We start from the raw sequence: 21,122 nt of genomic DNA, 5'->3' as shown, positions 1-21,122 counted from the left end.
ACGCCTCCCTGCGCGTGGGCCCCGGGGCGGGCGACCGCCCCGGGACGCATCCGGTCAGTTCTTGACCACGCCCTGCAGGTGCAGCAGGAACGAAGGCTCCAGTCGGAAATTCTCGACCCGGTCGCTGGTCACCGCATTCTGTTTCCAGTTGGCGACAAAGACCCAGGGCGCGTCCTCCTGCACGATGACCTGCATCTCGCGGTAGAGCCGGGCGCGTTCGTCCTGATCGGTCGCGGCGCGGGCCGCTTCAAGCAGTTCGTCGACCTTGTCATTGGCATAATAGCCCGAGTTGAAGCCGCCCTTGTCGGGCCAGGCCCCGGACCGCAGCGCCAGATAGGGCAAGGTGTCGGGGTCGTTGGTCATCCACGCCATTTCGGCCATGTCGGCCTTGCCTTCGAGGCCCGGGTTCACCTCGCCGAGGAAGGTATTCCATTCGTAGGTCTCGATTTTCACGTCGAAACCGACCGCTTCCAGATCGGCCTGGATCGCGGTGCCCATCGGGATGGGATCGAGCATGCCCGACCCGCCCTCGGTGACGTAGAAGGTCAGTTCCGCGCCTTCGGCCCCGGCTTCGGCGATCAGCGCCCTAGCCTTGTCGGGGTCGTATGGGTAGGGGTCGAGATCGTCGTTATAGGCCCAGGCAAAGGCGGGCGGTGTCGGCCCGGCGGCGACCGTGGCGGTGCCTTCCAGCACGTCGTTCACGATGGCTTCCTTGTTGATCGCGTAATTCGCGGCCTGCCGCACCTTCTGGTCGGCAAACGGGCCTTCCTTGGCGTTCAGGATCAGGAACCACACATGCGGGCCGGCCTGTTCAGTGACGATAAAGCCATCGCCCTGGAACTGGCCAAGCGAGGTGGGCGGCACCTCGACCATCATGTCGATACCACCGGCCAGCATCTCGGCCACGCGGGTGTTGGCATCGGTGATCGGGCGGAACACCACCGCCTCGGTGCCAGCAGCGTCGCCCCAATAGGCATCGTTGCGTTCGACCACCACCGCTTCGTTCGACCGCCACTCGGCGAATTTGAACGGTCCGGTTCCCACCGGGTTGCGGCCGAATTCCTTGCCATGCGCCTTTACCGCGTCGGGTGAAACCATCAGCCCGGTCGGATAGGCGAGGTTCGACAGGAACGGCGCGTAGGGAGCGTTGAGTGTGAACTTGACGGTCTTGTCATCGACCGCTTCGGTCGATTGAACCGCGCCGAAGAAGAAGGACAGCGGAAACGGGCCGGTGTCGTGAAAGGGGTGGTTTTCGTCCAGCATGCGGTCGAAATTGAACTTCACCGCCTCGGCGTTGAACGGGGTGCCGTCGTGAAACATCACGCCGTCGCGCAAGGTAAAGGTGTATTCGGTCCCGTCATCGCTGATCGACCAGCCGGTTGCGAGCGCCGGTTCGACCTCGAGCGTGCCGGGTTTGTAGCGCGTCAGACCTTCGTAGACGTTCACCAGGATCCGGAAATCATTGACGGCGGTGACCGCCGCCGGATCGAGCGATTTCGGTTCCGCGATCTGGCCGACGATCAGCACCCCGGGCGGTGTCTGGGCGGCGGCGGGGTCCGGCAATCCGGCGATCGCAGCGGCCACCCCGGCGGCTGCGACGAGGAGACTCCTGCGAGTCCAGGACACGAGCTTCATCTGTCTTCTCCCTGTTGGATTTATCCGGAATAATTATCATGATAAATTGCAGCGGTCAATTTATCATGATAAATGGACAGGATGAACGACGGTGCGACATGACCTTTTCCATTCTGGCACGCGATCCCGAAACCGGCGCCATCGGCGGCGCGGCGGCGACCGGGAGCCTCTGCGTCGGCGGCTGGGTGCTGCGCGGCGATCTTGCATCGGGCATGTCCGCCAGCCAGGGCGCGGCGCCCTCGACCTTCTGGGGCGAGGACGTGCTGAGCCTGATGCGCGGCGGGCTGGGGGCCGCGGCGGCGGTGGAGCGGGTGGTCGCGGCCGACGAGGGCCGCGATTTCAGACAACTGTCGGCGCTGGATATCCATGATGGGGCCTGCACCCATACCGGCGCCCATACCGGGGCATCCAACCTGGACGAAAAGGGTCATCTGGCCTTTCCCGGTGGCATAGCCGCCGGCAACATGCTGGCGGGCCGGGACGTGCTGGCGGCGCTGGTCGAGGGGTATCGGGCGGCGGCGGGGTCCTTCGATCGCCGGTTGCTGGCGGCGCTGCGGGCGGCGCGTGACGCGGGGGGCGATTTTCGCGGCCTGCTGTCGGCCGCTCTGCTGGTTCTGCACCCGGACCGGCCACCGCTGACGCTGCGCATAGATCATCACCCCGAGGATCCGCTCGGCGCGCTGATGGCCCTGCATGAACGGGCGACGACCGGGGATTATGCCGGTTGGGTGCGGCAGGTGCCGGTCTCGACCGACAGGACCCGTGTTCCCGACTGACCGGCCGGCGTGGCCGCGCGGTCAGATCGCCAGGTATTCGGCCCGTAATTCGGCATTGCCCAGCACCTCGGAGGCGGCGCCGTCAAAGACGATCCCGCCGGTGTCGAGGATCACCGCCCGGTCGGCCAGTTCCAGCGCGCGCACCGCGTTCTGTTCCACGATGATCGTGGTCATGCCCTGTTCCTTGATGTGGATGAGGGTCTTTTCGATCTCGTCCACGATCACCGGCGCCAGCCCTTCATAGGGTTCGTCCAGCAGCAGCACCTTGACATCGCGGGCCAGCGCGCGGGCGATGGCCAGCATCTGCTGTTCGCCGCCCGACAGCGTCACGCCTTCCTGTTTGCGCCGCTCGCCCAGCCGCGGGAACAGTTCGTACAGCCGTTCGAACGACCAGCCGACGGGCGGTGCGATCTGCGCCAGTTGCAGGTTCTCCTCGACGGTCAGGCCGGGGATGATCCGGCGGTCCTCGGGCACCAGCGCCAGCCCGGCGGTGGCGGCCTCATGGCTGGCCATGTTGTGGAGGGGTTGGTGATCCAGCCAGATCTCGCCATGGGTCACCAGCGGCGATCCGATCCGGGCGATCGACCTCAGCGTCGAGGTCTTGCCCGCGCCGTTGCGGCCCAGCAGCGCCAGGATCTCGCCTTCATGCACGTTGAAGGAAATCCCCTGCACGATGTAGCTTTCGCCGTAATACGCATGCATGTCCCAGACCGACAGGAAGGCCGGGGCGGTTTCGGCGAGGTTGGCGTTCTTGGAAAAGTCCGGTTTGACGTTCATTGATCCTCTCCCTTACGCCGACTCGCCCAGATAGGCTTCGCGCACCTTCGGGTGCCCCTTGATGTTTTCCGGCGTGTCCTCGACCAGCGGCGTGCCCTGCGCCAGCACCGTGATCCGCTCGGCCAGGCTGAACACGACATGCATGTCATGTTCGATGATCGCGATGGTGATGTCGCGGTCTTCCTTGATTTCCTTGAGCAGGTCGATGGTGTTGTTGGTATCCGCCCGCGCCATGCCGGCGGTGGGTTCGTCCAGCAGCAGCAGGCGGGGTTCCTGGCTCAGGCACATGCCGATCTCCAGCCGCCGCTTGTCGCCGCGCGACAGCGCCGCGGCGTGCATGTGGCGCTTGTCCGACATGTTCATGTCGTCCAGCATGTGTTCGGCCCGGTCGACGATGTCGCGCTGTTTGCCGACCGGGGCGAGCGCGTTCATCTCGAACGCGCCGTCACGCTTGGCGAAACAGGGGATCATCATGTTTTCCAGCACCGTGAGATCACCAAAGATCTCGGGGGTCTGGAATACCCGGCTGATCCCCATCTGGTTGATCTCATAGGGGTGACGCCCCAGCACCGACTGGCCGTCGAACATGACGCTGCCGGTGTCGGGGATCAGCTTGCCCACCAGGCAGTTCAGCAGGGTCGACTTGCCCGCGCCGTTCGGCCCGATGATCGCGTGCACGGTGTTTTCCGCGACGCTCAGGTTCACGTCCGACAGCGCCTTGAGACCGCCGAAGTTCTTCGAGACGTTCTTGACTTCGAGAATACCCATATCCGCGTCTCCTTACTCGGCCGGTTCGGTCTTGTTCGCCGCGCGGCGCTCACGCCGGGCCCGGCCGCCGCGCAGCCAGGCGCTGATGCGCTGGCCCCCCTCGACCAGCCCGCCGGGCAGGAAGATCACCACCAGCATGAACAGGATGCCCAGGGTCAGGTGCCAGCCCTTGCCGATGAATGGATGCACGATGAAGACCATGAAATCCTCCATCCCGTCGGGCAGGAAGGCGAACCACTGATGCAGGACGTTGTCGTTGATCTTCGAGAAGATGTTCTCGAAATACTTGATGAAGCCCGCGCCCAGGACCGGCCCGATCAGGGTGCCGGTGCCGCCGAGAATGGTCATCAGCACCACTTCGCCGCTGGCCGTCCACTGCATCCGTTCGGCGCCCGCCAGCGGGTCCATCGCCGCCATCAGCCCGCCGGCCAGCCCGGCATACATGCCCGAGATCACGAAGGCCGCCAGAGTGTAGGGCCGCGCGTTCAGGCCGGTATAGTTCATCCGCTGCTGGTTCGATTTCACCGCGCGCAGCATCATCCCGAACGGCGACCGGAAGATGCGGATCGCCAGGTAGAACACCACCATCAGGATCGCCGCGCACAGGTAATAGCCCGCGTTGAAATCGAAGCTCCACGCGCCCAGGTCCAGCGTGTAGGTCGACCGCATCGACAGGCCGAACAGGTGCGGCAGTTCGGGCAGCCCGTCCCGGTGCAGCCATTGCGGGTCGTCGGCATAGACCTGCAACCCGGTTTCGCCGTTGGTCAGGTTGAATTTCGGGTTCGACAGCACCGAATAGGCCAGCGCAAAGGACATCTGCGCAAAGGCCAGCGTCAGGATCGAGAAATAGATCCCCGACCGCCGCAGGCTGATATAGCCGATGAACAGTGAAAACAGGCCCGCGATCACCACGGCCAGCGCAATGGCCGGGATCACGTTGTAGGTGAGCAGCTTGAAGATCCACACCGCCGAATAGGAGCCCACGCCGAGAAACGCGGCATGGCCGAAGCTCAGATACCCGGTCAGGCCGAACAGGATGTTGAAGCCGAGGGCGAAGATCCCGAAGATCACGAACCGCTGCATCAGGTCCGGATAGCCGGCGTTGAACTGTGCCATGGCGCTGCCGGCGGGAAACGGGTTCAGGATGAAGGGGGCGAGCAGGGTGAGAACCGCCACCACTGCCAGCAGGGTCGTGTCTTTCTTGTCCAGTCCCAGCATGTCCTATTCCTCCATCACGCCCTTGCGGCCCATCAGGCCCCGTGGGCGGGTGAGCAGAATGATGATCGCGACCAGGTAGATGATGATCTGGTTGATGCCCGGGATCGTCGTCGTGGCCCAGCTGGTCGAGGCGAAGCTTTCGAGAATGCCCAGCAGGAACCCGGCCAGCACCGCGCCGGGCAGAGACCCCATGCCGCCCACAACGACCACCACGAAGGACAGCACCAGGAAATCCATCCCCATGTGATAGTTGGGCGGGTTGAGCGGCCCGTACATCACCCCGGCCAGCCCCGCCACGGCGGCGGCGATGCCGAACATGATGGTGAACCGCCGGTCGATATTGATGCCCAGCAGCCCGACGGTTTCGCGGTCGGCCATGCCGGCGCGGACCACCATGCCGAAGGTGGTGAACTGGAGAAAGGCGAACACGGCGGCGATGATCAGCGAGGCGAACAGGAAATAGATCAGCCGCCAGATCGGATAGATGATGGCGTTCACCTCGAACCCGATCATCACGCCCAGGTCGACCGAGCCGCGCAGCGCGTCGGGCGGCGGGGTCTGGATCGGGTTGGCGCCAAAGAAATACTTGATCACTTCCTGCAGCACGATGGCCAGCCCGAAGGTCACCAGGATCTGGTCGGCATGTTCGCGCTTGTAGAAATGCTTGATCAGCCCCCGCTCCATGATGAAGCCGACGGCCAGCATGATCGGGATGGCGAACAGGATCGCCAGCGGCACCGACCAGTCGATGATCGCGGCGCCGGTTTCGGGGCCGAACCAGGCCTCGACATAGGGGGTCTTGACCTTCAGCGCGTTGCCCAGGAAATCCTTCTGGGTTTCGTCGACGGTTTCAAAACTCAGGTTCAGTATGCGTTGCAGCGTCACGGCGCAGAAGGCGCCGATCATGAACAGCGCCCCGTGGGCAAAGTTGACCACCCCCAGCGTGCCGAAGATCAGCGTCAGTCCCAGCGCGATCAGCGCATAGGCCGACCCCTTGTCGAGCCCGTTCAGGATTTGCAGTAGAAATGCGTCCATTGGTTCCCACCCTTTGGAAGTCCGTGCGTTTTTTTCAGCGCGGTTGCCCGGCAGTGCCGGATCCGGCCGCGCAGTCGTGCCGCGCGGCCGGGATTTGGTCCTGGCGGATCAGGCGCCCGGGTTGCATTCACCCAGCTGGCCGCCGGCGAACATCGGGTGATCGGGCGGATAGGTGACCTGGGCGGCCGGGGTGATCTCGACCACTTCGAGCAGGTCGAATTCGCTGGTCGGGTTCTCCTTGCCGCGCACCACCAGAACGTCCTTGAAGCACTGGTGATCCTCGGCGCGGTAGAGCGTCGGCCCGTTGCCCAGCCCGTCGAACTCGAAGCCTTCCAGCGCGGCGGCGACATCGCAGGGGTTGAACGACTTGGCGCGGGTGACCGCATCCGCATAGAGCAGCGTCTGCACATAGCAGGTATGGGCCGCCTGGCTGGGCGGGAAGCCGTATTTGGTGCCGAAGGATTTCACGAACGCCTTCGAGGCGTCGTCCTGCAGCGACCAGTGCCAGTTGGTCGACCCGACGATGCCCTTGACGTTCTCGCCGGCGCCCTTGGCCATCAGGCGCGAATAGAGGGGCACGACGATCTCGAAATTCTTGCCGTTCACCTGCTTTTCGCGCAACCCGAACTGCACCGCGTTGGTCAGCGAGTTGACCATGTTGCCGCCATAGTGGTTCAGGATCAGCACATCGGCGCCCGAGTTCAGGACCGGCGCGATGTAGGACGAGAAATCGGTTGCCGCCAGCGGCGTCTTGACCTTCTCGATGGTCTCCCAGCCCATCGCCTCGGTGGCCGCCGCGATCGATTCTTCCTGGGTCCAGCCCCAGGTGTAGTCGGCGGTCAGGTGATAGGCCTTGCGGTCGCTGCCATAGAGGTTCTCGAGCACCGGCGCCAGCGCCGCGGCCGACATGTAGGCGTTGAAGAAATGGCGGAACCCGTTGGCCTTCTTGTCCTTGCCGGTGGTGTCGTTGGAATGGGTCAGCCCGGCCATGAAGATCACGCCCGCCTCCTGGCAGAGACCCTGGACCGCGACCGCCACGCCCGAGGACGAGCCGCCGGTGATCATGATCGCACCGTCCTTCTCGATCATCGACTTGGCCGAGGCGCGCGCGGCGTCGGATTTGGTCTGGGTGTCGCCGGTGACGTATTCGACCTTCTTGCCGAGGATGCCGGTGCCGTCGAGTTCCTTGGAGCTGAAGGTGGACAGCATCCCGCCATCGCCCCCGCCATTGAGATGCTCGACCGCCAGTTCATAGGCGCGCAGCTCGTCGGCGCCTTCGTCGGCATAGGGGCCGGTCTGCGGCACGTTGAAGCCCAGCGTCACCGATCCCCCGGTCGGTTCGTTCATGTAGGCCGAGGCGGACGATGCGGTAAAGATCGTCGGCAGCGCCACGCCGGCGCCCGCGACGGCACCGGATTTCAGCACGCCGCGACGTGTGACATCAGATTTGGACATGTATTCCTCCCGTTCCGTTGGAACGACCGAGCAGTTGTCATCCTTCCCGGTCGGGCACGCATATGTGCAGGTTTACTATGGTGGAGCTTTGTAAAATCGCGCAACAAACCCCTTGAATGTCACGATAATTTTGTAAATAACTGAACAGATAGCCAAAAGAAGATGTAAAGAACCTTATGTCGCGGCGCAGAAAGCCGTTGAAATGAAACCGGAAAGGACAGGCGGCGCATGGGCCGGGATACCGCGCGGGACACGCTGACTGGCAGCCGAATTCGCGAACGCCGCGCCGTGACCGGGCTGCGCCAGGCCGAACTGGCGCGGCTGGTGGGGATCTCGCCGTCCTATCTCAACCTGATCGAACACAACCGGCGCCGGATCGGCGGCAAGCTCTTGGTGGACATTGCCGCGCAGCTGGGGGTCGAGCCGTCGATGCTGACTGAAGGCGCCGAGGCGGCATTGATCGCGTCGCTACGCGAGGCGGCGGCCGATGCGAATACCAGCGGTGACGAGATTGCCCGCGCCGACGAGTTTGCCGGGCGCTTTCCGGCCTGGGCCGGGGTGCTGGCCCATCACCAGCGCCATATCGCCGCGCTGGAACGCACGGTGGAAACGCTGTCGGACCGGCTCACCCATGATCCGCAACTGGCGGCGTCGCTGCACGAGGTGCTTTCGACCGCCGCCGCGATCCGGTCCACCGCCGCGATCCTCGCCGAGCCGGGGGATATCGACGCCGAATGGCGCGACCGGTTCCATCGCAACATCAACCAGGATGCCGAGCGGCTGGCAGAAAGCTCGAAGACGTTGATGCGCTTTCTCGACGACAGCGAGGTCAGCAGCGAGAAACGCGGAATGCCGCAGGAAGAGGCCGAGGCCTTCTTTGCCGCGCATGACTATCATTTTCCGGCCCTCGAGAACGGGCGCGACAACCCCGAGCGGCTGGCCCGTTCGGCGCCGGAACTGGCGACCGAGGCGGCCCGCGCGATCGCGCATGATGCGCTGGTGCAATATGCCGCCGACGCCGCCCTGATGCCGCTGGGCGCGCTGCGCCGGGCGTTGGCGCGGTTCGGGCCGGACCCGGTGGCGCTGCAGCGTGCGTTTTCCGCCGCGCTGCCGGCGGTGTTCCGGCGGCTGGCGGCGCTGCCGCGGGACCTGATGCCGCAGGAGGCCGGGCTGGTGGTGTGCGATGCCTCGGGCAGCATCCTGTTCCGCAAGCCGGTGACCGGGTTCGCGCTGCCGCGCTTTGGCGCCTCCTGTCCGCTGTGGCCATTGTTCGTGGCCCTCAACCGGCCCATGGTTCCCGTGCGCCGGGCGGTGTCGCAGCTTGGCCGGTCCGCGGCGCGGTTCGACTGCATGGCCGTCGCCGAACCGCATGGCGCGACCGGGTTCGGCCGTGATCCGGTATACCGGTCGGTCATGCTCATCCTTCCGTTGCCCGACGAGGTGCAGCCCGACGAGGTGCAGCCGGTCGGAAGCTCGTGCCGGGTCTGCCCGCGACCCGCCTGCAGGGCCCGGCGCGAGCCATCGATTCTGGGCGAAGGGTTTTGACAGATTCGCCTCCGCGGCGCAAAATCGATCCAAACCACGCTTGCGCGCCCCGCAGAGGGCTGCGAGAGTGGCAGATCCGTAGGGGAGGACGGACAGGCATGAAGGCAGACAAGCCATGAGCCGGCGCGTGCTGCTGGTCGAAGACGAGCCGAACATCGTCGAGGCAATCCGGTTCCTGTTGACGCGCGACGGCTGGCATGTGGACAGCCATGCCGACGGCACCGACGTGGTCGAGGTGATCGAGGCGGCGCAGCCCGATCTCGTGATCCTCGACCTGATGCTGCCCGGCCGCAGCGGCATGGATATCCTGCGCGACCTGCGCGACCGGCCCGGCTTTGAACGGCTGCCGGTGCTGATGCTGACCGCGCGCGGGCAGACCCGCGACCGCGAACTGGCCGAACGCGCGGGCGTCAGCCGGTTCATGACCAAGCCGTTTTCGAACGCCGAGGTGCTGACGGCGGTGCGGGATCTGCTGGCGCAGGCGTCACGGCCCTAGGGCATGGCCAGGCCGGGCCCAGATCGCACGCCGCCCGGATATCGGCCCGGTGACCCGCAGACCGTGGCGCAGGGGCCGCCGCCGGTCTTTCTCGAACGCCAGAACTATCGCAGCCGCCGGTTGCGCGACGCGGCGCGGCTGTTGCCGCTGGCGGGCGCGCTGCTGTTCCTGCTGCCGCTGCTCTGGCCGCGCGCCGGTCAGCCGGCTGGCGCGGATGATCCGGTGCGGATGTCCGATGCCATCGTCTATGTCTTTGCGATCTGGGCCGGGCTGATCGTCGCGGTGGGCCTGTTCGGGCTGGCGGTCCGGCGCTGGGGGCAGTCCGAACCGCCGGCCGCGCGCGGGGACGGGCTGGAATGACCTCGCTCAATCTCCTGATCGCCGTTTGCCTGAGCTATGTGGCGCTGCTGTTCCTGGTCGCCTTTGCCGCTGACCGCATGGCCGCGCGGGGGCGGGCCGCGTGGTTGCGTTCGCCGGTGATCTACACCCTGTCACTGTCGATCTACTGCACCGCCTGGACCTTCTATGGCGCGGTGGGCTATGCGGCGCGGTCGGGGCTGGAATTCGCCACCATCTATCTCGGGCCGACGCTGGTCATGGTTGGCTGGTGGTGGGGGTTGCGCAAGCTGGTGCGCGTGGGGCGGTCGCAGCGCATCACGTCGATCGCCGACCTGATTTCCTCGCGATACGGCAAATCGAACACGCTGGGCGTCTGCGTGACGATCCTGTCGGTGATCGGGGTCACGCCCTATATCGCGTTGCAACTGCAGTCGATCACGCTGTCGTTCACCGTCTTTGCCGATGCCGATCCGACCTCGGCCTATCGCGCGGGGACCAGCGCCTTCTGGGTCGCGGCGGGGCTGGCGGTCTTCGCGATCCTGTTCGGCACCCGCAATCTCGACGTCAACGAACGCCACCACGGCGTGGTCACGGCGGTGGCGCTCGAAGCGGTGGTCAAGCTGCTGGCGCTGCTGGCGGTCGGCATTTTCGTGGTCTGGGGGCTGTCGGGCGGTATCGGACCGGCAATGGACCGCATCGACGCCTCGCCCATCGGCCAGTGGCAGGTGGATGCGAGCCGCTGGACCACGATAACCCTGCTGGCCGGGGCGGCCTTTGTCTGCCTGCCGCGGATGTTCCAGGTCATGGTGGTCGAGAATGACGACGAACGGCATCTGCGCACCGCCGCCTGGGCCTTTCCACTCTACCTGCTGGCGATGAGCCTGTTCGTGGTGCCCATCGCCGCGGTGGGGTTGGAGCTGATGCCCGCAGGCGCGAACCCCGATCTCTTCGTGCTGACGGTGCCGTTGTCCGAAGGGCAGGGCGCCTTGGCGATGCTGTCATTCCTGGGCGGGTTTTCATCCGCGACCTCGATGGTGATCGTGGCGGCAATGGCGCTGTCGACCATGGTCTCGAACCATATCGTGATGCCGATCTGGCTGAGCCTGCGGGGATCGGGGGTTTCGATGTCGGGCGATGTGCGCGAGGTCGTGCTGCTGGCGCGACGGGTGTCGATCGCCGGGGTGCTGACGCTGGGCTATTTCTATTACCAGATGTCCGGGGGCGGGGCGGCGCTGGCCGCGATCGGGCTGATTGCCTTTGCCGGTATCTCGCAGATCCTGCCCGCGCTCATGGGCGGGCTGTTCTGGCGCGGGGCCACCCGCGCCGGGGCGATGGCCGGGCTGACCGTGGGGTTCCTGCTGTGGCTCTATACGCTGCTGTTGCCGGCGCTGGGGCAGGGGCTGTTGCCGCAGGACGTGATCGAGCATGGCCTGTTCGGCCTGTCCTGGCTGCGGCCGCAGGCGCTGTTCGGCCTGCGCGGGCTGGACCCGGTGGTGCATTCGGTATTGTGGAGCCTGTCGCTCAACACCGCCGCCTTCTGCGCGGTGTCGCTGGCCAGCTTTCCCGGCCCGCTCGAGCGCCTGCAGGGGGCGCAGTTCGTCAACGTGTTCGATCATTCCACCGGGCCGCGCGGCTGGACCGGGTCGGTGGCCCAGAGCGAAGACCTGATGATCATGTCCCAACGCATTCTCGGCGCGGACGAGGCGCAGGCCCTGTTCGAACGCGAAGCGACGCTGCAGGGCGTGCATGGCCGGTTGCCCGAACCCACGCCGGCCTTTCTGGAACGGCTGGAACGGGAACTGGCCGGTTCGGTGGGCGCGGCGACGGCCCACGCGATGGTGGGCCAGATCGTCGGCGGATCGTCGGTGTCGGTCGAGGATCTGCTGGCGGTGGCCGACGAAAGCGCCCAGCTGCTGGAATATTCCAGCCAGCTCGAGGCGAAATCCGCCGAGCTTGCGCGCACCGCGGCACAGCTGCGCGAAGCGAATGCCAAGCTCACGCAGATATCGGAACAGAAAGACGCCTTTCTCAGCCAGGTCAGCCATGAACTGCGCACGCCGATGACCTCGATCCGGGCGTTTTCCGAGATCCTGCGCGACGCCGAGGAACTGGTGCCGCAGGACAAGATCCGCTACGCCGCCATCATCCACGGCGAGGCGCTGCGCCTGACACGGCTGCTGGACGACCTGCTGGACCTGTCGGTGCTGGAAAGCGGCCGGGTCAATCTGAACCTGCGTGACGGCACCCTGGCCGACGTGCTCGATCGCGCGGTGGCGTCGGCGCTGGCGGGTGCGGGCGACGGGTTGCAGGTGATCCGCGACCCGGCGCGGGAAACCGCGCTTCTGCACACCGATCTCGACCGGCTGGCGCAGGTGTTCATCAACCTGATTTCCAATGCCCAGAAATACTGCGATGCCGAATCGCCGCAACTGGAGGTTTCGGTGCGCCGGCGCGGCGGCTGGCTGGTGGTGGATTTCCTCGACAATGGCAGCGGGGTGCCGCAGCCCACGCAGGCGACCGTGTTCGAGAAATTCGTCCGCGCCGGGGGCGAAAAGGCCGGCGGCGCGGGACTGGGACTGGCGATCTGCCGCGAGATCATGCAGCGGCTGGGCGGTCATATCTCCTATCTGCCGGCGCGCACGGGCGGCGCGTTCCGGGTCGAACTGCCCGTTGCCGAGATCTCGGAGGCGGCGGGGTAAAGACAATCGTAACCTGGCTGCCGTTAACTGCCCCCTGAAAAGGGTAACAGTGGCCAAGACAGTGACGGGACCGGATCAGACGGTGTTGCGGCACAAGCTCGCATCGGGACGCGAGGACGCGAACGGCGCCCGGCCGGGCGCGCGGTCGGCCCTGCGCGCATTGCGGCTGGCTATCGCCCGCGCTGCCGAAGAGGTGCTGGATCTGCGGCTCTCGGTGATCGGGGCGACCCAGTGGAGGGGCGCGTCGGACGGGCTGGACGGGCGTCTTGGCGGCAACCCGCTGCTGATCATGCTCGACGGGCCGGGTGGGGCGCCCGGCGCGGTGGCACTGGATCCGGGGCTGGTGACCGCGCTGATCCAGCACCAGACCATGGGGCGGGTCATCGGGGGCGATGCGCCGGACCGTATCTTTACCGCCACCGACGCGGCGCTGGCCGAGCCGCTGATTGCCGCCGTGATGTCACGGCTGCCGGACCTGGCCGACGACGCCCGCGACCGGGCCTGTCTCACCGGTTTCCGGCCGGGTGTCTGGGTCGATTCGGCTGAAAGCCTGGCGCTGGCGCTGGACGGTTGTGACTGCCGGCTGTTCGAGATGAAGCTCGACCTGGCCGGCGGTGCGGGGCAGGGGGCGCTTTCGCTGGTCCTGCCGGAGGCGGATACACGGCAGGGTTCCGACCCCGCCGAAACGGATCGCGCGGACATGGCCACCGCGCTCGGCGCGGCGCGGGCCGATCTGACCGCGGTGCTGTGCCGGATGCGGATGCCGCTCGATGCGCTGAGACGGCTGGCACCGGGCGATCTGCTGCCGCTGGCGGGATACCGGCTGGACCGCACCGGTCTTTACGGGATCGACGGGCAACTGGTTGCCAGCGGCCGGCTCGGGCAGGCGGGCGGGGTGCGGGCGATCCGGATCGGCGCGCCCTCGATGCAGGATGCGGAACCGGTGCCATATGGCCCCGGCAAAATCGGTGCGCCCGCCCGGCACCCGGATCAGCCTGTCAGCGTGCCGGTCACCGAGGTTCTGCCACCCGATCCTGCGCGGGATGAGGCCCGCACCGAAAGCGGGGCGCCGGGAACAGCCGCGCGGGACGATGACGATACGCTGGCCGATCTCAGCCCCGAAGACGCGATGCGCGAGATCACGCATCTGGCCGGCCTGCCGTCACCGGAACCGTCCTAAACGGTTCGGGAAGTCGCGACCGGCCGGACCCATCCTGCAGGCCGCAATGTCAGGCGATCAGCTATGGGTCGCTCACCGCTTGCCTTGGGGCGCATGCGGCGCTGTTTCAGCGCCGTGCCAGCGCTTCCAGCGTCGGGCGCAGGTGGTCCAACGCATATCCGGCCGCCTGCGTGGCGGCGAGGATGTCATCGACGGGCATCCGTCCCGCCTGTCCCAGCGCCCAGGCAATCGTGCAACGGGTGCCCGAAGCGCAATAGGCCAGCACCGGGCCTTCGGCCTCGTCGACCAGCGCCGTCTGGCGCGCGATATTGTCCGGCGTCATCGTCTGCTGGGTCAGGTCGAGCTGCGCAAAGCCCAGCCCCGCCGCCTCGGCGGCCGCGCGAACCTGCGCGGCATGCAGCTCGGGCGGGTTCTCGGCGTCGGGCCGGTTGCAGATGATCAGCGTGAACCCCTGCGCGGCGAGGTCGGGGATATCCTGCGGCGTGATCTGTGGCGAAACGTGATAGCGGGGGGTTACGATCCGGATGTCCATGCTCATGCCTATGCCGCGCGACGGCCCCTGTCCAGCCGCCACCGGGACGGGCCCGGACGCGCCCGGGCGTGGCGACACGGTCGAGATCACGGCGAGGTTGCCGCGCCCGTCATCGCCGGCGGGGTTGACCTGTGTCAATGTTCGGTGCCGAGAATGCTGATTAGGTAATCAGGAAGGGCGTAAGTGATGTGGTAACCGGCAAACTTGCGCTGGTGAGCGTGCACCGTGGCGGTTACCGGTTCCGCAGCGTCTTTCAACTGTTACCGTCACGGTGCATCCTTGGGTTGCAGGGATCGTCGATGGGGGGAGCCATGACTGTTAAAAGCCTGACTGACAAGAACCTGATTGCCGCCGCAGAAACCCTGGAACGCCGAATCGCCGGGGCGGATGCCCGGTCGCGGCTGGCGTTGCAGCCGGTGTTTTCCCATGCTCTGGAGCTGCTGAAGGCCGATGGTCAGCGCGTGCCGAGGCGGATGAAACGGCTGGACGCGGCGCTGATCGACGAAGTGATCGAGGCGCGATTCGACAACATGCCCGTGTAGCGGGCCGCGGGATCAGCCCAGCATGATCCCGATCACGACCAGCATCAGCCCCATCACCGACAGGAACAGCGCGCCGGTGTTCAGCGGCATGGTCGATTGCATCACCGCGCGCAGGTCTTCTTCCCGAAGCCCGGCGCGCTTTGCGCGCGCCACCCTCAGGATACACCAGACCAGCCCGGCCAGCCCGGCCAGCGTCACGACGGTTCCGATCCAGATCATGGCATCAAACATGGGCGCGCTCCTGTCATTGCGGCCCGCGCATAGGCCATCGCGGAGAATGGCGCAAGCGTCGCGCGTCAGCCCCGGCGGGTGGGTCCAGCCCCGGCCGGGCGGCGGTCGCGCTCCATCCAGACCCGCGCGGCGGTTCCGATCGCGTCGAGCACCGCGCGGCCCGTGGCTTCGCCGGCGGCGGTGTGCAGCCCCGCATAGGGCATGTCGCCGGCAGGGGCCGCGACCGCGATGCAATCGGTCCCGGTCCCGGTTGCGCATCCCGTCGGCAGCATGAGACCGGTGCCGATGATGGCCGTCGTGCGGGCCTGCGCCACGATCGACACGGTTTCGATCAGCGCCGCATCGGTCAGCGGCTGCGACAGGACCAGCGCGACGTTGATCGTGCCCCAGTCCGTGCCGCTCCGGTCCACGCGCGTCCCGATCCGTTCCGCATTGGACAGGCCCACCGTCGCGACGCAATGCGCGGTCACGCCGTCGACGCGGGCCTGCGCCTGTTCGAAACGGTCGAGATTGCGCGAGGTCAGCATGGTCACCGCATCGCCGCGCCCGCGTGCCGTCACCTCGTCGGCGAGCCAGCCGGTCACGTCCAGGCCGGGGGGCAGGTCGGCATTGCGCACCTCCCGCCACAGGATGTGGCGGGCCTCGACCAGGCCGGGGCGATGCACCGCCCAGCTCAGCACCCGGTGGGGCGTGCCGAGATCCAGCTCAAGCCAGGGCCGGACGAGCCGGGCGCTCACCGGACCACCTCCATCGGCTGGAATACGGGGCCGTCGCGGGTTTCCTCGTAATAGGCGGTGACGCCGAACACCTCGCGCACATTGCCGGGGGTCAGCACCTGCGCGGGCGGGCCATCGGCGACCAGCCCTCCGTCCCTGAGCATCAGCAGCCGGGTGCAGTGACGGGCGGCCAGGCCGAGATCGTGCAGCGAGACCAGCACCGAACGCCCTTCGGCGGCCAGGTCGGCAAAGACCTGCATCGTGGCGATCTGGCTGGCCGGGTCCAGACCGGCGATGGGTTCGTCGGCGATCAAGAACGGCGTGTCCTGCGCCAACGCCCGGGCGATCAGCACGCGCGCCTGTTCACCGCCCGACAGGCGCGTGGCGGTGCGGTTGCGCAGCGGCGTCAGCCCCATCCGGTCGATGGCCGCATCGATGGCGGCGCGGTCATCGCCGCGCAGCCGCGTGCCGCGCGGCAGGTGCGGCAGCCGTCCGAGCGCGATCACCGTTTCCACCGAGACCGGCCAGGCGATTTCGCGCGATTGCGGCATCCAGGCGGCGGTGCGGGCACGGGCGGCGGCGTCGCTGTCGGCCAGCGACGATGCGCCCTCGGCCGCCAGCAGGCCCAGCGCCGCGCGCATCAGGGTCGTCTTGCCCGCGCCGTTCGGCCCGATCAGGCCAACGCATTCGCCCGGACCGATCGTCAGCGACACCGCGTCGAGCACGCGGCGCCCCCGGCGGGTCAGGGACAGTCCGGAAAGGGTGAGCAGGCTCATGCCACCTCCCGCCGCGTCTTGTAGATCAGGTGCAGGAACAGCGGCGCGCCGACCAGCGCCATCAGCACGCCCAGTTTCAGGTCGCGGTCGGGCAGCAGCACGCGCACGGCGACATCCGCCGCCAGCACCATCGCCGCGCCGCCGAGCGCCGAAGCCCAGAGCAAGGCCGACGGCCGCGCCCCCACGAGCGGGCGCAGCAGGTGCGGCACGACCAGCCCGACGAACCCGATCGCGCCGGCCACGGCGGTGGCCGCCCCCACGCAACAGGCGGTCCCGACCACCAGCACCAGCCGCAACCGCTCGGGCCGCACGCCCAGCGCGGCGGCGGCGTCCTCGCCCAGCGTCAGCGCGTCCAGCCCGCGCCCGAGGCTGGCGAGAAGCCCCCAGCCGATCAGGGTGAACGGCAAGGCCAGCCAGACATGGCCAAAGCTGCGATCCGCCAGCGAACCCATCATCCAGAACACGATATCGGCGGCGGCAAAGGGATTGGGCGACAGGTTCAGCGCCAGCGAGGTCAGCGCCGAGGCCAGCGCCGAGATGGCGATGCCGGCCAGGATCAGCGTGATCGAGGCGCCGCGCGGTCCGGCCAGCGCCAGGATCAGCAGCACCGCCAGTACCGCCATCGCCAGCGCCGCCAGCGGCAGCGCCAGCGGAAAGGCCAGCGCCAGCCCGGTCTGGAGTGCCAGCACCGCCCCCAGCGCGGCCGCGCCCGAGATGCCGATCAGGCCCGGCTCGGCCAACGGGTTGCGCAGATAGCCCTGCATCGCGGCCCCCGACAGCCCCAGCGATGCGCCGATCATCGCGGCCAGCAACGCGCGCGGCAGGCGGATCTCACGCATCACCACCGACAGCGGCGTGCCGTCATCGCGCAGCAGCGCCGCCAGCGATTGCAGCGGACCGGCGCTGGCAAAGCCGGTGACGAGCGACAGGGTGAACAGCGCCGCGCACAGCGCGATCAGGAAAACGGCGAGCCTCATTCCCCTGCCTCCAGCGACAGGCGCAGATCGCGCATGGCGCGGACCGCCTTCAGCACCCCCGGCGTGCCGCAGATCCAGTCGCGGTCGGTCAGCGTTCCCGCGATCCGGGTGCCGTCCAGCGCCTGCAGCGCCGGATGGGCCAGCACCTCTTCGGCACGGGCCTGACCGGGATAGTCGCGGCCGCGCACGATCACGTCGGGCGCCAGCAGCAGCAACCGTTCCAGCGGCAGCGTGCCGCCACGGGCCAGCCCGGCCTCGTCGGCGACATTGTCGAAACCGGCCGCGCCGAGGATGTCTCCGGCCAGCGATTGCGCCCCCGACGTGTAGCCGTTGACATAGTAGAGCGCCGCGCGCGGGCGGTGCCGGGGCGGGCGTGACAGCTCGGCCAGTTCGCGCTCGAAGGCGTCGATCGCCGCGGCTGCGGCGTCTTCGCGGCCCAGCGCCGCGCCCATCTGCGCGAGCAGGCGCGGCACGTCCGCCAGCCGCTGCGCCGGTGCGAACAGTTCGACCCGCAGCCCCAGGTCGCGCAGCGTCTGCACCGTGGCGGCGGCGGTGAAAGTGCCAGCCAGCACCAGGTCGGGGTTCAGCAGGAACACCTCTTCGGCCCCCGATCCGTTGACCGGATAGGCGCTGGCCGTTTCGGCCATGGCCGAGCTTGCCGGGTCATGGGCCAGCCGCGACACCGATACCAGCTGGCCGGGCGCGGCGAGCGACAGGGCAAGCTGGTCGGTGCACAGATTGACCGAAACCACCCGCTGGGGCGGCGCGGCATAGGCGGCCGCGCCGGTTGATGCCCCGGTCGAAAACCAGGTCATCCCCAGCGCGGCCAGCGCCGGTACCAGCCTAGAAGGCCGCACGCAGCCCCACATAGAACCCGCGGCCGGGCGCGTTGTAGCCGGCCGAGGTCTGGTATTGCTCGTCAAAGATGTTCTCGATCCGCAGATAGGCATCGGCGGTGTCCGAGAGCGCGTAGCTGATGGTGGCGTCGGTGACGGTGTAGTCGTCCATCACCGTGCCGAATTCATCGGGCCGGTCGGCGACGTGATGCACGGCCAGGTCGCCTTCCCAACGCTCCGCGAAGGTGGTGGCGAGGCCGAACACGAAATCATGCCCCGGCACCCGCAGCAGCCGGTTGCCATTGGCGTCGACCGCGTCGGTATAGGTGTAGTTGGAATAGACCGAGAAGCTATCCGACAGCACCCAAGCCCCGGACAGTTCCACGCCCTGCGAGGTCGAGGTGCCCGGAACCTGCTGATACTGGCCGGTGAAGGGCTGCGGGAAGCTGGTCAGGGTCACGAACTGGATCAGGTTGTCGATCTCGGTATGGAACGCAGTCGCCTTGACAAAGGACCCGCGGCCGAACTGCTGTTCGACGCCCAGCTCGAAACTGGCGCTTTCCTCGGGTTGCAGGTTGGGATTGCCATAGAGCGTGTGGTTGAGTTCATAGAGCGACGGCGCGCGGAACCCGGTGGCGGCGACCGCGCGAATGATGGTGTTTTCAGCCGGGCGCCAGGCTGCGGCCAGCCGCCCCGACAGGTTGCCGCCGAACTCCGAATGGTCGTCCCAGCGCAGCGACGCGGACAGGTCAAGGCTGTCATTGGGGGCATAGAGCGCTTCGGCAAAGATACCGGTCATGTCGGCATCGCCGCTGTCGACGCCGGACACGAATTCCTCGCGTTCCCAGTCACCGCCAAAGGTGAATTGCAGCGCCTGCGAGACATCCCAGACGCCGGTATAGTCGAGCCGCTTGCGAGTGCCGTCGAACGGCGTGTCGAACCCGTTGGACGAACTCACCCGGTCGTTGTTGTAATAGGTGCCCGAGAATGTATGCGTGACCGCGCCGGTCGCCAGTTCGGCAAAGGCGCGCAGGGCACGGGTCTTGGTGGTGTTGGTTTCGTCAAAGGGCGGCACGCCGTCGCCGCCGAACTCGTCGAAATCGCCTTCGGAGTTCAGCGCATATCCGGTGACGCCCAGGGTCAGCGTGTCGGTGGCCATGATATCGGCCGAGAAATTCAGCTGCGTGCCTTCATAGCCATCGGGTTCGGTCCCGGCGGCCTTGGACGAAAACCCGTCCGTCTGCACCCGGCTCATGCTGAAAGACAGCCCGCCGCGTTCGCCTTCGGTGGTCACGTTGAACCCGGCGCGATAGGTGTCATAGGTGCCGCCCTCGAGGCCGAAGCGCAGGACCGTGCCGGGTTCTCCGGTGCGCTGGTCCGACGACATGTTGATCACGCCGGCCACCGCGCGCGACCCGTAGACCGAGGAACTGGAGCCTTTCAGAACCTCCACGCGCGACAGGCCCGCGTTGGTCATGCCGGCCCAGTTGAACTGGACCTGGCTCGATGCCGGGTCGGTGATGTCGATGCCATCCATCAGGACCTTGACGTATTTGCCGTCCAGCCCGCGCACCCGCACGGTGGTGGTCGAACCCAGCCCGCCATTGCTGCTGGCCGATACGCCGGGCAGCAGCGACAGCCGGTCGGCCAGTGCGGTTTCGCTGGATTGTCTTAGTTCGTGGTCGGTCACCACATCGACGGTGGCGCCGGTGCGCTCAAGCGGTATCGGCGTGCCCGCCTTGTTCGCGTAAACCGAAATCTCGCCCAGATGCAGCGGATCTTCGGCCAAGGCCGGCGCCGCGACGGCAAGCGCGATCGCGGATGCGGTGGAAAACAGTCTGGTCATGTCTTTGGCCCTTTCCTGGTGCCGTTTCGGAGAGTTTGGAAAGGCCGGCGGCGCTTCCGCAAACGGTGGTCTGGATGTCACCATTGCGGTTTATGCGCCGCCCATACCAATGCACCCCGCACCGGATGAAGGTGATCGCGCCGGCAGGTCTCCTGACTTGCGGGTCACAGCGCGGGACCGTCCTTCCCGGACCAGGATGGTCCAGTGGTTCGTTCGGGCCGCGCTCACCGCCTACAGTTGCGGGGGCAGTCGCGGAGTTGGCCATTGCCGGCCGCACCGCGTTCCCTTTAACGGCGACTCGCATCGCCGAACCAGAGCGGCACTCGAATAGGACGCATTGCGCAACGGATCAAGCGGCGATGCGTCGATCATGGGGCAATCGTGTCTTGCAGGACCGGCGGCGGGGCGGTATCCGGCAGGCTCCGTCCCAGATCGAGCAATTCAAGGAACCGTCCATGACCGATACCGTGACCGATGCCACCTATAGCGTGACCGCCGGTGAACTGCGCAGCTTCATCGAGCGGGTCGAACGGCTCGAGGCCGAAAAGAAGGACATCGCCGAGCAGCAGAAAGAGGTGATGGCCGAGGCCAAGGCACGCGGCTATGACACCAAGGTCATGCGCAAGATCATCGCCCTGCGCAAGCGCGACGCCAATGACATCGCCGAGGAAGAGGCGGTTCTGGAACTCTACAAGGAAGCGTTGGGCATGTAATGTGCCGGGCGCGGGCGGACCGGCGGGGCA

Annotated in this window: 21 protein-coding genes and 1 riboswitch; of the genes, 8 read left to right on the top strand and 13 right to left on the bottom strand. The window is 67.0% G+C overall.

The window, feature by feature from the left end; all coding sequences use genetic code 11:
- Positions 1-54: 54 nt before the first annotated feature.
- Positions 55-1,635, bottom strand: a complete 1,581-nt coding sequence (locus C6Y53_RS00290; RefSeq protein ID WP_106470613.1) for an ABC transporter substrate-binding protein — start codon at positions 1,633-1,635, stop codon at positions 55-57.
- A 98-nt stretch (positions 1,636-1,733) separates the two neighbouring features.
- Here C6Y53_RS00290 and C6Y53_RS00285 point away from each other — a divergent pair, with 98 nt between their 5' ends.
- Positions 1,734-2,411: a DUF1028 domain-containing protein gene (locus C6Y53_RS00285; protein ID WP_106470612.1), complete on the top strand. Its 678-nt coding sequence runs from the start codon at positions 1,734-1,736 to the stop codon at positions 2,409-2,411.
- Between the two features lie 21 nt (positions 2,412-2,432).
- On the opposite strand, the gene C6Y53_RS00280 is transcribed toward C6Y53_RS00285, so the two are convergent.
- The 5 genes from C6Y53_RS00280 to C6Y53_RS00260 all read right to left on the bottom strand — a co-directional run bounded on the left by C6Y53_RS00280 (position 2,433) and on the right by C6Y53_RS00260 (position 7,664).
- On the bottom strand, positions 2,433-3,188 hold the full coding sequence (locus C6Y53_RS00280; RefSeq protein ID WP_106470611.1) for an ABC transporter ATP-binding protein: 756 nt from the start codon (positions 3,186-3,188) through the stop codon (positions 2,433-2,435).
- 12 nt (positions 3,189-3,200) lie between these two features.
- Positions 3,201-3,956, bottom strand: a complete 756-nt coding sequence (locus C6Y53_RS00275) for an ABC transporter ATP-binding protein (protein ID WP_106470610.1) — start codon at positions 3,954-3,956, stop codon at positions 3,201-3,203.
- A gap of 12 nt (positions 3,957-3,968) precedes the next feature.
- Positions 3,969-5,174 (bottom strand): branched-chain amino acid ABC transporter permease, encoded by a 1,206-nt coding sequence (locus C6Y53_RS00270; protein WP_106470609.1) that lies wholly within the window; start codon positions 5,172-5,174, stop codon positions 3,969-3,971.
- 3 nt (positions 5,175-5,177) lie between these two features.
- Positions 5,178-6,209, bottom strand: a complete 1,032-nt coding sequence (locus C6Y53_RS00265) for a branched-chain amino acid ABC transporter permease (protein WP_106470608.1) — start codon at positions 6,207-6,209, stop codon at positions 5,178-5,180.
- Positions 6,210-6,317: 108 nt separating this feature from the next.
- A complete protein-coding gene (locus tag C6Y53_RS00260) occupies positions 6,318-7,664 on the bottom strand; it encodes a substrate-binding protein (protein WP_106470607.1) in 1,347 nt (448 codons plus the stop codon).
- Between the two features lie 228 nt (positions 7,665-7,892).
- Here C6Y53_RS00260 and C6Y53_RS00255 point away from each other — a divergent pair, with 228 nt between their 5' ends.
- The 5 genes from C6Y53_RS00255 to C6Y53_RS00235 all read left to right on the top strand — a co-directional run bounded on the left by C6Y53_RS00255 (position 7,893) and on the right by C6Y53_RS00235 (position 13,923).
- Positions 7,893-9,209: a helix-turn-helix transcriptional regulator gene (locus C6Y53_RS00255; protein WP_106470606.1), complete on the top strand. Its 1,317-nt coding sequence runs from the start codon at positions 7,893-7,895 to the stop codon at positions 9,207-9,209.
- Positions 9,210-9,324: 115 nt separating this feature from the next.
- A complete protein-coding gene (locus C6Y53_RS00250) occupies positions 9,325-9,705 on the top strand; it encodes a response regulator transcription factor (protein ID WP_106470605.1) in 381 nt (126 codons plus the stop codon).
- A gap of 3 nt (positions 9,706-9,708) precedes the next feature.
- Positions 9,709-10,065 (top strand): hypothetical protein, encoded by a 357-nt coding sequence (locus C6Y53_RS00245; RefSeq protein WP_244614902.1) that lies wholly within the window; start codon positions 9,709-9,711, stop codon positions 10,063-10,065.
- Positions 10,062-12,743: a sensor histidine kinase gene (locus C6Y53_RS00240; protein ID WP_106470604.1), complete on the top strand. Its 2,682-nt coding sequence runs from the start codon at positions 10,062-10,064 to the stop codon at positions 12,741-12,743. The genes C6Y53_RS00245 and C6Y53_RS00240 overlap by 4 nt, the downstream gene beginning before the upstream one ends.
- 61 nt (positions 12,744-12,804) lie before the next feature.
- Positions 12,805-13,923 (top strand): FliM/FliN family flagellar motor switch protein, encoded by a 1,119-nt coding sequence (locus tag C6Y53_RS00235; RefSeq protein WP_149615424.1) that lies wholly within the window; start codon positions 12,805-12,807, stop codon positions 13,921-13,923.
- 106 nt (positions 13,924-14,029) lie between these two features.
- Here C6Y53_RS00235 and C6Y53_RS00230 read toward each other — a convergent pair whose 3' ends face one another.
- Positions 14,030-14,455, bottom strand: a complete 426-nt coding sequence (locus C6Y53_RS00230) for a protein tyrosine phosphatase family protein (protein WP_106473865.1) — start codon at positions 14,453-14,455, stop codon at positions 14,030-14,032.
- A gap of 311 nt (positions 14,456-14,766) precedes the next feature.
- On the opposite strand from C6Y53_RS00230, the gene C6Y53_RS00225 reads away from it, so the two are divergent.
- Positions 14,767-14,997, top strand: a complete 231-nt coding sequence (locus C6Y53_RS00225; protein ID WP_244614901.1) for a hypothetical protein — start codon at positions 14,767-14,769, stop codon at positions 14,995-14,997.
- Between the two features lie 12 nt (positions 14,998-15,009).
- On the opposite strand, the gene C6Y53_RS00220 is transcribed toward C6Y53_RS00225, so the two are convergent.
- The 6 genes from C6Y53_RS00220 to C6Y53_RS00195 form a co-directional block, all read right to left on the bottom strand.
- Complete coding sequence (locus C6Y53_RS00220) at positions 15,010-15,228, bottom strand: hypothetical protein (RefSeq protein WP_106470602.1); 219 nt, start codon at positions 15,226-15,228, stop codon at positions 15,010-15,012.
- 65 nt (positions 15,229-15,293) lie between these two features.
- Complete coding sequence (locus C6Y53_RS00215; protein ID WP_106470601.1) at positions 15,294-15,965, bottom strand: adenosylcobinamide amidohydrolase; 672 nt, start codon at positions 15,963-15,965, stop codon at positions 15,294-15,296.
- Positions 15,962-16,720, bottom strand: coding sequence for an ABC transporter ATP-binding protein (locus C6Y53_RS00210; RefSeq protein ID WP_106470600.1), 759 nt, complete (start codon positions 16,718-16,720; stop codon positions 15,962-15,964). The genes C6Y53_RS00215 and C6Y53_RS00210 overlap by 4 nt, the downstream gene beginning before the upstream one ends.
- Positions 16,717-17,697 (bottom strand): FecCD family ABC transporter permease, encoded by a 981-nt coding sequence (locus C6Y53_RS00205; RefSeq protein WP_106470599.1) that lies wholly within the window; start codon positions 17,695-17,697, stop codon positions 16,717-16,719. The genes C6Y53_RS00210 and C6Y53_RS00205 overlap by 4 nt, the downstream gene beginning before the upstream one ends.
- Positions 17,694-18,554, bottom strand: coding sequence for an ABC transporter substrate-binding protein (locus C6Y53_RS00200; RefSeq protein WP_244614900.1), 861 nt, complete (start codon positions 18,552-18,554; stop codon positions 17,694-17,696). Before C6Y53_RS00200 ends, C6Y53_RS00205 begins: the two co-directional genes overlap by 4 nt.
- Positions 18,541-20,379: a TonB-dependent receptor plug domain-containing protein gene (locus C6Y53_RS00195; protein WP_211299427.1), complete on the bottom strand. Its 1,839-nt coding sequence runs from the start codon at positions 20,377-20,379 to the stop codon at positions 18,541-18,543. Before C6Y53_RS00195 ends, C6Y53_RS00200 begins: the two co-directional genes overlap by 14 nt.
- Before the next feature lie 125 nt (positions 20,380-20,504).
- Positions 20,505-20,710, bottom strand: a riboswitch (cobalamin riboswitch).
- A 124-nt stretch (positions 20,711-20,834) separates the two neighbouring features.
- Here C6Y53_RS00195 and C6Y53_RS00190 point away from each other — a divergent pair.
- On the top strand, positions 20,835-21,092 hold the full coding sequence (locus C6Y53_RS00190; RefSeq protein WP_106473863.1) for a DUF2312 domain-containing protein: 258 nt from the start codon (positions 20,835-20,837) through the stop codon (positions 21,090-21,092).
- Positions 21,093-21,122: the final 30 nt, after the last annotated feature.

It is taken from the genome of Pukyongiella litopenaei (genome assembly GCF_003008555.2).
GTDB classification, from domain to species: Bacteria; Pseudomonadota; Alphaproteobacteria; order Rhodobacterales; family Rhodobacteraceae; genus Pukyongiella; species Pukyongiella litopenaei.
This window is presented reverse-complemented; position numbering and strand designations above follow the sequence as displayed.